General features: G+C 68.9%; 10 protein-coding genes. 6 read left to right on the forward strand and 4 right to left on the reverse strand.

Annotated features, from left to right (window positions below; translation table 11 throughout):
* Positions 1 to 20: 20 nt before the first annotated feature.
* The 3 genes from BIU91_RS00440 to tkt all read right to left on the reverse strand — a co-directional run bounded on the left by BIU91_RS00440 (position 21) and on the right by tkt (position 4,963).
* Positions 21 to 1,619 (reverse strand): glucose-6-phosphate isomerase, encoded by a 1,599-nt coding sequence (locus BIU91_RS00440; protein ID WP_071403752.1) that lies wholly within the window; start codon positions 1,617 to 1,619, stop codon positions 21 to 23.
* Positions 1,619 to 2,731 carry a transaldolase gene (gene tal, locus BIU91_RS00445; protein WP_071403753.1) on the reverse strand — a complete coding sequence of 371 codons (1,113 nt, stop codon included), beginning with the start codon at positions 2,729 to 2,731 and terminating at the stop codon, positions 1,619 to 1,621. The genes BIU91_RS00440 and tal overlap by 1 nt, the downstream gene beginning before the upstream one ends.
* Positions 2,732 to 2,869: 138 nt before the next feature.
* The gene (gene tkt / locus BIU91_RS00450; protein WP_071403754.1) at positions 2,870 to 4,963 is read right to left on the reverse strand and encodes a transketolase; all 2,094 of its coding nucleotides are present in this window, start codon (positions 4,961 to 4,963) and stop codon (positions 2,870 to 2,872) included.
* 424 nt (positions 4,964 to 5,387) lie between these two features.
* On the opposite strand from tkt, the gene BIU91_RS00455 reads away from it, so the two are divergent.
* Positions 5,388 to 6,314: a heme o synthase gene (locus tag BIU91_RS00455; protein ID WP_071403755.1), complete on the forward strand. Its 927-nt coding sequence runs from the start codon at positions 5,388 to 5,390 to the stop codon at positions 6,312 to 6,314.
* Between the two features lie 471 nt (positions 6,315 to 6,785).
* Here the strand turns inward: BIU91_RS00455 and BIU91_RS00460 are convergent, their stop codons facing one another.
* Positions 6,786 to 7,760 carry a COX15/CtaA family protein gene (locus tag BIU91_RS00460; protein WP_071403756.1) on the reverse strand — a complete coding sequence of 325 codons (975 nt, stop codon included), beginning with the start codon at positions 7,758 to 7,760 and terminating at the stop codon, positions 6,786 to 6,788.
* Between the two features lie 251 nt (positions 7,761 to 8,011).
* Here BIU91_RS00460 and sufB point away from each other — a divergent pair, with 251 nt between their 5' ends.
* From sufB to BIU91_RS00485, 5 genes are read left to right on the forward strand one after another with little or no spacing between them, the layout of a single operon-like run.
* The gene (sufB, locus tag BIU91_RS00465) at positions 8,012 to 9,430 is read left to right on the forward strand and encodes a Fe-S cluster assembly protein SufB (protein WP_071403757.1); all 1,419 of its coding nucleotides are present in this window, start codon (positions 8,012 to 8,014) and stop codon (positions 9,428 to 9,430) included.
* On the forward strand, positions 9,431 to 10,741 hold the full coding sequence (gene sufD, locus BIU91_RS00470; RefSeq protein ID WP_071403758.1) for a Fe-S cluster assembly protein SufD: 1,311 nt from the start codon (positions 9,431 to 9,433) through the stop codon (positions 10,739 to 10,741).
* On the forward strand, positions 10,738 to 11,067 hold the full coding sequence (locus BIU91_RS00475; RefSeq protein WP_071403759.1) for a non-heme iron oxygenase ferredoxin subunit: 330 nt from the start codon (positions 10,738 to 10,740) through the stop codon (positions 11,065 to 11,067). Before sufD ends, BIU91_RS00475 begins: the two co-directional genes overlap by 4 nt.
* A 57-nt stretch (positions 11,068 to 11,124) precedes the next feature.
* A complete protein-coding gene (sufC, locus tag BIU91_RS00480) occupies positions 11,125 to 11,898 on the forward strand; it encodes a Fe-S cluster assembly ATPase SufC (protein WP_071403760.1) in 774 nt (257 codons plus the stop codon).
* Positions 11,898 to 12,227 (forward strand): metal-sulfur cluster assembly factor, encoded by a 330-nt coding sequence (locus BIU91_RS00485; RefSeq protein ID WP_017887270.1) that lies wholly within the window; start codon positions 11,898 to 11,900, stop codon positions 12,225 to 12,227. Before sufC ends, BIU91_RS00485 begins: the two co-directional genes overlap by 1 nt.
* Positions 12,228 to 12,266: the final 39 nt, after the last annotated feature.

Genomic DNA, 12,266 nt, shown 5'->3' on the forward strand with positions numbered 1-12,266 from the left:
GTCGGTGAACTCCTTACGAGTCAGTGGGAGACGGCGGACGCGATCGCCGCGGTGGCGGCGTGGACGTCCGACGTCGTGAGGGTGAGGACCGGCCGGCCGTGCTCGGCGAGGACGCTCGCGTCGCCGGCTGCCTGGGCCCGGAGGAGCTGCCCGAACGTGAACGGCCGACCCGGGATCGCCAGGTCCTCCGCTTCGTCGGCCACGATCTGCAGGAACACTCCCGTGGCGGGGCCGCCCTTGTGGTACTGGCCGGTCGAGTGCAGGAACCGGGGGCCGTACCCGAAGGTGACGGGGCGCTCCGTGCGCACCGCGATCGCGTCGCGCAGCGACTCGAGACCGCTGTTGGTGGTGCGGTCGACGTACGCCTGCACCGACACGTAGCCGGTCGGGTCGAGTGCGGACAGGAGGCCCGACACGGCTTCCGAGAGCGTCGCACCGACCGCGAGTCCGGGCGTCGCGTGGACGGCGATGCCGTCCTCTGAGAACGCCGGCTCGGCAGGAACGGGGCGGTCGTCGAGCAGCGCGCGGGTCGCGACCTTGGCGGCCTCGACGTCGGGCTGGTCGAACGGGTTGATGCCGAGCAGGCGACCGGCGACCGCGACGGCGTACTCCCAGACGAGGATCTGGCCACCGAGCGTGCCGGTGATCTCGACCTCGCCCTCGGCCACGTGACGCTCGTCCTCGCGCGAACCGACCAGGCGGATGACCTGGACGTCGGGCAGGCCGGCGGCGACCTCGGGGGAGTCCGCGTGCAGCACGACGGGCAGCAGGCCGCGGCCGTCCTTGCCGGTCGACTCCGCGATCAGCTGTTCGACCCAGTCGCCGAAACCGACGATGTGCGTGCCGTCGGGCACGATGGCGATCTTGTCGCGCAGCGGCTCGGTGCCCGCGAGGACCGCACCGAGCACGAGCCCGGGGTTCTCGTCCAGGTCGACCGAGAGCAGCGCGGAGATCGCGTCGGCCTCGTCGAGGAGCTCGGCGATGTCCGCTCCCGCGAGCCCGGACGGCACGAGGCCGAAGGCGGTGAGCGCGGAGTAGCGGCCGCCGACCGTGGGGTCGGCGGTGAAGACGCGGTAGCCGGCGTCGATCGCAGCGGCCTCGAGCGCGGAGCCCGGGTCGGTGACGACGACGATGCGGCGGGCCGGGTCGATGCCGGCGTCGCGGAAGGCCTGCTCGTAGACACGGCGCTGCGAATCGGTCTCGAGCGTCGAGCCGGACTTCGACGAGACCACGAGCACGGTGCGCTCGAGGTCGGTCGTCACGGCCGCGCGGACCTGTTCGGGGTCGGTCGAGTCGAGGACCGTGAGGGGCACGCCGGCGGTGCGCGTGATGACCTCGGGTGCGAGGGACGAGCCGCCCATGCCGGCGAGGACGACGTGGTCGACCCCTTCGGCACGGAGCGACTCGCGCAGCGCGGTCACCTCGGCGACGAGCGGGCGGGAGACCGAGACGGCCTCCACCCAGCCGAGGCGCTTCGACGCCTCGGCCTCGGCGGTGGTTCCCCACAGATCGGCGTCCTGGGCGGTGATGCCCGAGGCCACCAGGTCAGCGACGAGCCGCGGGACCACCTGTTCGATGGCCCGCGCGGCGTCGCCGCTGGCTGCGATGGAAACCGTCACTACTTGGCGCCCTCGAGCGCTGCCTTGACGGTGTCGACGAGCTCGCCCCAGGAGACGTTGAACTTGTCCACGCCCTCCTTCTCGAGCAGTGCGACGACCTCGTCGTAGTCGACGCCCTGTGCGGCGAGCTGGTCGAGGACCTGCTGCGCCTGGTCGAACGTGCCGGCGATGGCGTCGCCGTGGATCTCACCGTGGTCGAACGTGGCGTCGAGCGTCTTGCCCGGCATCGTGTTGACGGTGTTCGGGGCGGCGAGCTCGGTCACGTAGAGCGTGTCGGGGAGCGACGGGTCCTTGACACCGGTCGAGGCCCAGAGCGGACGCTGCGTGTTGGCGCCGGACTCGAGCAGGCCGAGGGCACGCTCGGAGGCGAACGCCTCGGTCCAGACCTGGTAGGCGAGCTGCGCGTTGGCGATGCCGGCCTTCGACTTGAGGGCCTTGGCCTCGTCGGTGCCGACGGCGTCCAGGCGCTTGTCGATCTCGGAGTCGACGCGCGACACGAAGAAGGACGCGACCGAGTGGATCTTGGAGAGGTCGTGGCCGGCGGCCTTGGCCTTCTCGAGCCCACCGAGGTACGCGTCGATGACGGCGCGGTAGCGCTCGAGCGAGAAGATCAGGGTGACGTTGACGGAGATGCCGGCGCCGATGACCTCGGTGATCGCCTCGAGACCCTCGAGCGTCGCCGGGATCTTGATGAGGACGTTCTCCTTGCCGACCTTCTCGAACAGGAACTTGGCCTGCTCGATGGTCTTGGCGGTGTCGTGCGCGAGGCCCGGCTCGACCTCGATCGAGACGCGGCCGTCGAAGCCCTTGGTCTCGTCGTAGATCGGCTTGAAGACGTCGGAGGCGTTCGCGACGTCCTGCGTGGTGATCGCGAAGATCGCGTCGGTGACGTCGGTGCCCGCAGCGGCGAGCTCCTTGACCTGCGAGTCGTAGCGCTCGCCCTTGGCGAGGGCCGACGCGAAGATCGTCGGGTTCGTCGTCACGCCGACGACGTTCTTCTGCTCGATGAGCTCGGTGAGCTTGCCGGTCTCGAGGAGCTCGCGGGAGAGGTCGTCGAGCCAGATGCTCACGCCGACCGCGGAGAGGGCGGCGGTGGGGGTGTTCTCAGCCATGTGTTTCTCTTCTTCTTTCATCGACGGGTCCGTGAGGACCGTGAGTCGGGGTTTCGGGGACGGGAGGCCCGTGGCGGAACCGAGCCGGGCCTCCCGGAAGAAGGGCCGGATCCGGAAACCGGACCCGGCCCTTGCAGGTCAGGAAGCTGCGATCGATTCCTTCGCGGCGGCCACGACGTGCTCCGTCGTGAAGCCGAACTCCTTGAAGAGCGTCTGGTAGTCGGCCGAGGCACCGAAGTGCTCGATCGAGACGCTGCGGCCCTTGTCGCCGACGATGTCGCGCCAGCTCATGGCGATGCCGGCCTCGACCGACACGCGAGCGGTGACGTCCTTCGGGAGCACCTGGTCCTGGTAGTTCTCGGACTGGGCGCGGAACCACTCGATCGAGGGCGCGCTCACGACGCGGGCGTTGATGCCCTCGGCCTTGAGCTGCTCGCGAGCATCGACCGCGATCTGGACCTCGGAACCGGTCGCGATGAGGATGACGTCCGGGGTGCCGTTGGGCGCCTCGGCCAGGATGTACGCACCCTTGGCGACGTTCTTCGCCGAAGCGAAGACCTCACCGGAGGCGTCACCCTCGCCACGCTCGAACACGGGGAGGTTCTGACGGCTCAGCGCGATGCCGGCCGGGCGGTCGGTGTGCTTGAGCATCTCGAGCCACGCGTACGCGACCTCGTTGGCGTCGGCCGGGCGGACGACGTCGAGACCGGGGATCGCACGGAGCGACGAGACCTGCTCGATCGGCTGGTGCGTCGGGCCGTCCTCGCCGAGGGCGATGGAGTCGTGGGTCCAGACGTAGATCGCCGGCGCCTGCATGAGCGCGGCGAGACGGACCGCCGGACGCATGTAGTCGCTGAAGATGAGGAACGTGCCACCGAAGGGGCGGGTGTTCCCGTGCAGGACGATGCCGTTGAGGATCGAGCCCATGGCGTGCTCGCGGATGCCGAAGTGCAGCACGCGGCCGTACGGGTCGGTGCTCCACGTCGACGTCGAGGCCTCGGCCGGACCGAAGGACTTGGCGCCCTCGATCGTGGTGAGGTTCGACTCGGCGAGGTCGGCCGAACCGCCCCAGAACTCGGGCATCAGCGGCGCGATGGCGTTGATGACCTTGCCGGAAGCGGCACGGGTCGAGACGGCCTTGTCGGTCGGGAAGACCGGGAGCGCTGCTTCGAGGCCCTCCGGGAGCTCCTTCGACTGGACACGGTCGAACAGCGCCTTCTTGTCGGCGTTGGCCGCGGCCCACGCGTCGAAGGACTTCTGCCACTCGGCGTGCTCGGCCTGGCCCTTGGCGACGGCGCCACGGGTGTACTCGAGGACCTCGGGCGCGACCTCGAAGGTCTTGTCGGTGTCGAAGCCGAGGATCTCCTTGAGGCCCTTGATCTCGTCGGCGCCGAGCGCCGACCCGTGGATCTTGCCCGAGTTCTGCTTGGTCGGCGACGGCCAGCCGATGATCGTCTTGAGGACGATGAGCGACGGCTTGTCGGTGACCTGCTTGGCGGCCTCGATCGCGGCGTGGAGCTCCTCGACGTCCTCGGAGTACTCGCCGGTCTTCTTCCAGTCGACGATCTGGACGTGCCAGCCGAGCGCCTCGTAGCGGTCGGCGACGCTCTCCGAGAACGCGATGTCGGTGTTGTCCTCGATCGAGATCTGGTTCGAGTCGTAGAACGCGATCAGGTTGCCGAGCTGCTGACGGCCGGCGAGCGAGCCGGACTCGTTCGTCACGCCTTCCTGCATGTCACCGTCGCCGGCGATCACGTAGGTGTAGTGGTCGAACGGCGACTGGCCGGCCGGGGTCTCCGGGTCGAACAGGCCGCGCTCGAAGCGCTGGGCGTAGGCGAAGCCGACCGAGGACGCGAGGCCCTGGCCGAGCGGGCCCGTGGTGATCTCGACACCGTCGGTGTGGCCGTACTCCGGGTGACCCGGGGTCTTCGAGCCCCACTTGCGCAGGTGCTGCAGGTCGTCGATCTCGAGCCCGTAGCCGTGCAGGTAGAACTGCACGTACTGGAGGATCGAGGCGTGACCGGCGGAGAGGATGAAGCGGTCGCGGCCGATCCAGGTGGAGTCGCTCGGGTCGCGACGCATCACCTTCTGGAAGAGCAGGTGGGCGAGCGGAGCGAGGCTCATCGCGGTGCCGGGGTGACCGTTGCCGGCGGCCTCGACCGAGTCGGCGGCGAGAACGCGGGCCGTGTCGACGGCCTTCCGGTCGATGGCGTCCCAGGTGAATTCAGCCACTTGGATGTTGACCCTTCTTGATGCGACATGTGCGAGGGCTCGTGCCATCGCACGGACATGTGGCCATCCCGGGGCCGAGTCGTGTCGCCGTCTAGCGGCGGCCGACCGGCTCATCGCGGCCGACGTCATCGGGGCGCGCACTGCGGGAGGGCGTGTCCAGCATAGTGACCCGGTACTCAGAAGGGGTTCAGGTGACCCCCGATGTTCACACCGGGGTGGCCGTCGACGGTCGATCCGGGCGTGTCGAGCGCGTCCGGATCACGCCGGGATGTCGGAGCGGGGCACCGTCGCGGCGCTTCCATCCCGTAAACTGGTCGGGACCCGTGGACATTCCGGGTCAGCGCATGCCCGGACGCCGTCGCAGTCGTCCACCGAGTGTGCGAGCTGATGCGAACAGACTGAGGTTCTCTTGCCGACTGCCACCGTGACCCGGCCCGACACCGATCGACCCCGATCGCCGCTGTCCCGCAAGGTCCGTGCGTACGTCTCGTTGACGAAGCCGCGCGTGATGGAGCTGCTGCTCGTCACCACGGCGCCGACGATGTTCCTCGCCGAACGCGGCGTCCCCGACCTGTGGCTCGTCTTCTGGACGATGCTCGGCGGAGCGATGTCGGCCGGTTCGGCGTCTGCCTTCAACTGCTACATCGACCGCGACATCGACCGGCTGATGAAGCGGACCAGCACCCGACCGCTCGTCACCGGCGAGCTGTCCGACCGCGAGGCCCTCGTGTTCTCGTGGGTGCTCGGCATCCTGTCGACCGCGGTGCTCGGCTTCCTGGTGAACTGGCTCGCGGCCGCGCTGAGCGTCATCGCGATCCTCATCTACGTGTTCGTCTACACGCTGTGGCTCAAGCGCCGCACCCCGCAGAACATCGTCTGGGGCGGCTCGGCCGGCTGCATGCCCGTGCTCATCGGCTGGGCGGGCGTCACCGGGTCGCTGACCTGGACCCCGGTCATCCTGTTCATGGTGATCTTCCTGTGGACGCCGCCGCACTACTGGCCGCTGTCGATGAAGTACCGCGACGACTACGACGCGGCCGACGTGCCGATGCTCGCCGTGGTCCGTGGCCGCACCGTCGTCGGCCTGCAGGTCGTGCTCTACGCGTGGGCGACGCTCGTCTGCTCGCTCCTGCTCATCCCGGTCGGACACATGGGGCCGCTCTACACGGTGGTCGCGCTGGCGGGCGGCATCTGGTTCGTCGTCGAGTCGCACCGCCTGTACTCGCGGGCCATCCAGCACGTCGAGCACGTGCAGCCGATGCGGGTCTTCCACAGCTCGATCACGTACCTGACGCTGCTCTTCATCGCCGTGGGCATCGACCCGCTGCTGCCGCAGGTCTTCACCTTCTAGGCGGTCGAGCGGGCGCCCGCGCGCGCTCGGTCCGCACGACGCCGTCGTGTCCTGTTGACGCCGTCGTGTCGAGGTGACGCCGTTGTGTCCTGTTGACGCCGTCGTGTCGGCACGACGCCGCCACCCCGCCGAGACGCCGCCGAACCCGGCGGCGTCTCGCGCGTTCGGCGGCGTACCGGCAGGACACCGGCGTCCTGCGTCGGCCACGAGGCGGCCTGGAGGCGCGGTGCGGGCCGGCCACGGGCCTCCCGGCCGGCGTGACCGCCGTCGGCCGCGGGGCGGACGCGAGCCGCTGCGGACCGCGCGTGGTGCGGATGTCGAGCGACGAAGTCGATGTCGTGCGACGTCGGCGGTGTCGTGCCGCGTCGTCAGCGTGGCGCCCAGCCGTCCACCACGAACGCGACACCCCACGAGTCGAACGACTCGTGGGGTGTCGGAGAACGGGTGTCGAGCGCGCGACGCGCCCGGGCGTCAGGCGTCGATGGGTTCCCGGACGGCGTCTCGGCCGGCCGAGGCCCGCGTCGACAGCACCACGGCGGTCACCGCACCGACGAGCAACCCGGCGAGCACCATGTGCGTGCCGACGAGCCCGACGGGCAGACCCGTGCGTGCCTGCGTCAGGCCGACAGCGATCTGCAGGAACTCGACGACGAGCAGCAGCAGCGGCCACTTGCTCGGGCGGCCCAGGCGGACGGCTCCGATGACGAGCACCAGGGTCAGGGCGAAGAGGGCGTACGCGGGCCAGGCGTGCACGTGCTCCATGACCGCGGGGTCGAACCCGGTGCGGTGCAGACGCCCACCGTCGACGGCCGCGTCGGCTCCGGCGTGCGGGCCGCTGCCGGTGGTCAGGATGCCGACGAGCACGGTCACGACGACGGCGGCGACGGTGCCGCGGACGACACCCGTGTACCAGCGCGGGACGAGGCGCTGGGCGGTGCGCGGGCCGTGCGTCGTGCGGTAAACCAGCGCAGCGGTCACCGAGGTGAGGGCGGCGGAGACGACGAAGTGCAGCCCGACCACGAATGGGTTCAGGTTCGTCCACACGCTCATGCCGCCGATGACGGCCTGCACGGGGATCGCGACGCCCTGAGCGAACGCGAGCCAGAAGAGTTCGGGGCGCGTGCGGAGCATCCGGACGACCGCGAGGAACATCGCGACGGCCACGATCACGAGCACGAAGGTGAGCAGACGGTTGCCGAACTCGATGATGCCGTGGATGCCCATCTCCGGCGTGGAGACCAGCGAATCCGCCGTGCACTTGGGCCAGGTGGGGCATCCGAGGCCCGAGGCGGTGAGGCGCACGAGGCCTCCGGTGCCGATCAGCACGACCTCGACCACGAAGGACGCCCAGGCCAGTGCGACCACACGACGGTCGACCACGCGGGGGAGCGACCACCACCGTCCGGTCCGGAGATCCTGCTCGACGGGGGATCCGACGCGTGTCACGAGGGTGGTGCCTTCCTGTTGTTCCGTGCAGTGAACCTGTAGGATTCGAGGGTTCAGCAGCAGTCAAGTCTAGGCAGGCGCCGGCTCCGAATGGGCCGAGATCGCCGATCAACCCACGGACTGCGTGGAACCATTGTCGTTGCGAGGGAGCAGCACCCGGTCCGCATGTCAGCGGTCCGCGGTGGAATGGCGTCCAGACGCCACGGGTTCACACCTGTAACGCTGTCCCGCGAGAAGGAAACGAGGAGACCATGTCCGACGTGCTCATCGACCGTCCCGAGCTCGAAGGGCTCGGCCAATACGAGTTCGGCTGGTCCGACTCCGACTCGGCAGGGTCCTCCGCCCGTCGTGGGATCTCGGAAGAGGTCGTCACCGACATCTCGAACCTCAAGGACGAGCCCGAGTGGATGCTGAAGAACCGCCTCAAGGGGCTGTCGCTCTTCGGTCGCAAGCCGATGCCGACGTGGGGTGCCGATCTGACGGGCATCGACTTCGACAACATCAAGTACTTCGTGCGCTCCACCGAGAAGCAGGCGCAGTCGTGGGAAGACCTCCCCGAGGACATCCGTGCGACCTACGAGAAGCTCGGCATCCCCGAGGCCGAGCGCCAGCGCCTCGTCGCCGGTGTCGCGGCGCAGTACGAGTCCGAGGTCGTCTACCACCAGATCCGCGAGGACCTGGAGCAGCAGGGCGTCATCTTCATGGACACCGACACGGCGCTCCGTGAGCACCCGGAGCTGTTCGAGGAGTACTTCGGCACCGTGATCCCGGCCGGCGACAACAAGTTCGCCGCGCTGAACACGGCCGTCTGGTCCGGTGGCTCGTTCGTCTACGTCCCCAAGGGCGTCCACGTCGAGATCCCGCTGCAGGCCTACTTCCGGATCAACACCGAGAACATGGGCCAGTTCGAGCGGACGCTGATCATCGCGGACGAGGACTCGTACGTCCACTACATCGAGGGCTGCACCGCCCCGATCTACAAGTCCGACTCGCTGCACTCGGCCGTCGTCGAGATCATCGTGAAGAAGAACGCCCGCGTTCGGTACACGACGATCCAGAACTGGTCGAACAACGTCTACAACCTCGTCACCAAGCGTGCGATCGCACACGAGGGCGCGACGATGGAGTGGATCGACGGCAACATCGGGTCCAAGGTCACGATGAAGTACCCGTCGATCTACCTCGCCGGCGAGCACGCCAAGGGCGAGACGCTCTCCGTCGCCTTCGCGGGCCCCGGTCAGCACCAGGACGCCGGCGCGAAGATGATCCACATGGCGCCGTACACGACGTCCTCGATCGTCTCGAAGTCGATCGCCCGTGGTGGCGGTCGTGCGGGCTACCGCGGTGAGGTCCGGGTCGACCCGGCCGCGCACCACGCCGCCAACACCGTGCGCTGTGACGCCCTGCTGGTCGACACGATCAGCCGGAGCGACACCTACCCCGCGATCGACATCCGTGTCGACGACGTGCAGCTGGGACACGAGGCCACGGTCTCGCGTGTCAGCGAGGAGCAGCTCTTCTACCTCATGTCCCGCGGCATGGCCGAGGACGAGGCGATGGCGATGATCGTCCGTGGCTTCATCGAGCCGATCGCCCGCGAGCTCCCGATGGAGTACGCACTCGAACTCAACAAGCTCATCGAGATGAGCATGGAAGGATCCGTCGGCTAGATGTCCAGCACCACCCCTCCCCACATCGACCAGCCGATCGAGCCCGCTGCCGCAGCGCAGGGCGGCACCCAGCACGGCGCCGGAGCCCACTCCGACGGCGGCTGGGACGCCCCCGACAAGAAGGTGCCGGTCCAGACCCGCTCCGAGCGGTTCCAGTCCGGCGACGTCGAGGCGTTCCCGAAGGTCACCGGCCGAGAGGTCAACTGGAAGTTCGCGCCGCTCACCAAGCTCCAGCCGCTGCTGGACGGCGCGCTCGACGGATCCGCCTACCCGTACCTCGCCCGCCAGTCCGAGGGCGCCGACGTCGAGTGGGGTCGCAGCGACGACCCCCGCGTCGGCTCCGCCGGCCTGCCCGAGGACCGCGCGTCGGCCGCAGCCTGGACCGCCCGTGACGCGGTCCTGGCGATCACGATCAAGGCCACCGAAGCGCACGAGTTCATCACCGTGACCCGTTCCGACTTCGGGTCGCAGCCCCGCGCCGCGCACACGGTCATCACGGCCGAGCCGAACTCCCAGGGCATCGTCGTGCTCGACAACCGCGGCAGCGCCCTGCTGAGCGAGAACGTCGAGATCGTCGCGCAGCAGAACGCACGACTGACCGTCGTCAGCCTGCAGGACTGGGACGACGACGCGGTGCACGTCTCGACGCACTTCGCCGAGGTCGGCCGCGACGCCTTCCTCAAGCACGTCGTGGTCTCGCTCGGCGGCGACGTCATCCGCGTCAACCCCTCGACGCACCTCGGTGCGCAGGGTGCCGACACGGAGATGTACGGCGTGTACTTCGCCGACGCCGGCCAGTACATCGAGCAGCAGGTCTACGTGAACCACGACGCGCCGAACACGCGCGGTCGGGTCAACTACAAGGGCGCGCTGCAGGGCCAGGGCGCGCACACCGTCTGGATCGGTGACGTCCTGATCGGCCGCGCCGGTGACGGCACCGACTCGTACGAGCAGAACCGCAACCTCGTGCTGACGGACGGCACCCGCGCCGACAGCATCCCGAACCTCGAGATCGAGACGGGCAACATCGAGGGCGCCGGCCACGCGAGTGCGACCGGTCGCTTCGACGACGAGCAGCTGTTCTACCTGCAGTCGCGCGGCGTCCCGGAAGAAGAAGCGCGGCGCCTCGTCGTGCTCGGCTTCCTGGTCGAGGTCATCCAGAAGATCGGTGCGCCCGAGCTCGAGGAACGCCTCATCGCCGCGGTCGAGCAGGAGCTGGCCGAGGGCCGTTCGGTCATCGCCGCACCGGCCGAGGCGGGCGACGCACAGGCATCCGCCCCGCAGGCCGACGGCGCGGAGGCCACCGCCTGATGGCCGAGAAGGTCTGCGCCGAAGCCGACATCGCGGTGGACAGCCCGATGCGGGTGGTCGTCGACGGCACGGCGGTCGCGATCGTGAAGGACTCGTCCGGCACGGTCCACGCCATCGGTGACACCTGCACGCACGGCGACATCTCGCTGGCCGAGGGCTTCGTCGAGGGTGACTCGCTGGAGTGCTGGGCCCACGGGTCCCGCTTCTCACTGGCCACCGGCAAGCCGCAGAACTTCCCGGCCTACGAGCCCGTCCCGGTCTTCCGGGTCGAGGTCCGCGACGGCGACGTCTACGTCGACGTGCAGGACGTCGTCCCGGTCGACTGAGCACCCCCAACACTTCCCGCGGCTGACGCCGCACACAGCTGCAACCGAAGGAACGCAATGTCCACTCTGGAAATCCGTGACCTCAAGGTCTCGATCGACACCGATCAGGGCACCAAGGAGATCCTGAAGGGTGTCGACCTCACCATCAACGAGGGCGAGATCCACGCGATCATGGGGCCGAACGGCTCCGGCAAGTCCACCCTGGCGTACACGATCGCCGGTCACCCGCGGTACAACGTCGTCGGTGGCACGATCACCCTCGACGGCGAGGACGTCCTCGCGATGAGCGTCGACGAGCGTGCCCGTGCGGGCATGTTCCTGGCGATGCAGTACCCGGTCGAGATCCCCGGCGTCACGGTGTCGAACTTCCTCCGCACCGCCAAGACGGCGATCGACGGCGAGGCTCCGGCGCTCCGTGGATGGATCAAGGAACTCCGCCAGTCGATGGCCGACCTGAAGATGGACTCGTCGTTCGCCGAGCGCAACGTCAACGAGGGCTTCTCCGGTGGCGAGAAGAAGCGCCACGAGATCATGCAGCTCGAGCTCCTCAAGCCGAAGTTCGCCGTCCTCGACGAGACCGACTCCGGCCTCGACGTCGATGCGCTGAAGATCGTCTCCGAGGGCGTCAACCGCGCCAAGGCCGCGACCGGCCTCGGTGTGCTGCTCATCACGCACTACACGCGCATCCTCCGCTACATCAAGCCGGACTTCGTGCACGTGTTCGTCGCCGGCAAGATCGCGGAGCAGGGCGGCCCCGAGCTGGCCGACCGCCTCGAGAACGAGGGCTACGACCGCTACGTGCAGGTCGCCGCCGCCGAGGCGCAGGCCTGATGATCGCCGCACTCGCTCCCGACAAGTTCGACGAGGTCGTCGAGGGCCTGAAGGAGGTCCAGGACCCGGAGCTCGGCGTGAACATCGTCGACCTCGGCCTGATCTACGACCTCGCCTGGGACGACGACGCCAACGCGCTCGTCATCAGCATGACGCTCACCAGCGCCGGTTGCCCCCTGACCGACGTCATCGAGGGGGACACCGCGAACGCCCTCGACGGCATCGTGGACGCCTTCCGGATCAACTGGGTCTGGATGCCGCCGTGGGGTCCGGAACGGATCACCGACGACGGCCGCGAGATGATGCGCGCCCTCGGGTTCGCGATCTAGTCGCGACCCACCACGGACGGAGGCGCGGTGCCAGCTGGC

Origin of the sequence: Curtobacterium sp. MMLR14_002 (assembly GCF_001864975.1) — a bacterium.
GTDB lineage: Bacteria > Actinomycetota > Actinomycetes > Actinomycetales > Microbacteriaceae > Curtobacterium > Curtobacterium flaccumfaciens.

Excerpts from the sequence above, each read along its gene's own strand:
- BIU91_RS00485 (WP_017887270.1), top strand. The coding sequence starts at position 11,898 with ATGATCGCCGCACTCGCTCCCGACAAGTTCGACGAGGTCGTCGAGGGC.
- sufC (WP_071403760.1), top strand. The coding sequence starts at position 11,125 with ATGTCCACTCTGGAAATCCGTGACCTCAAGGTCTCGATCGACACCGAT.
- tal (WP_071403753.1), bottom strand. The coding sequence starts at position 2,731 with ATGGCTGAGAACACCCCCACCGCCGCCCTCTCCGCGGTCGGCGTGAGC.
- sufD (WP_071403758.1), top strand. The coding sequence starts at position 9,431 with ATGTCCAGCACCACCCCTCCCCACATCGACCAGCCGATCGAGCCCGCT.
- sufB (WP_071403757.1), top strand. The coding sequence starts at position 8,012 with ATGTCCGACGTGCTCATCGACCGTCCCGAGCTCGAAGGGCTCGGCCAA.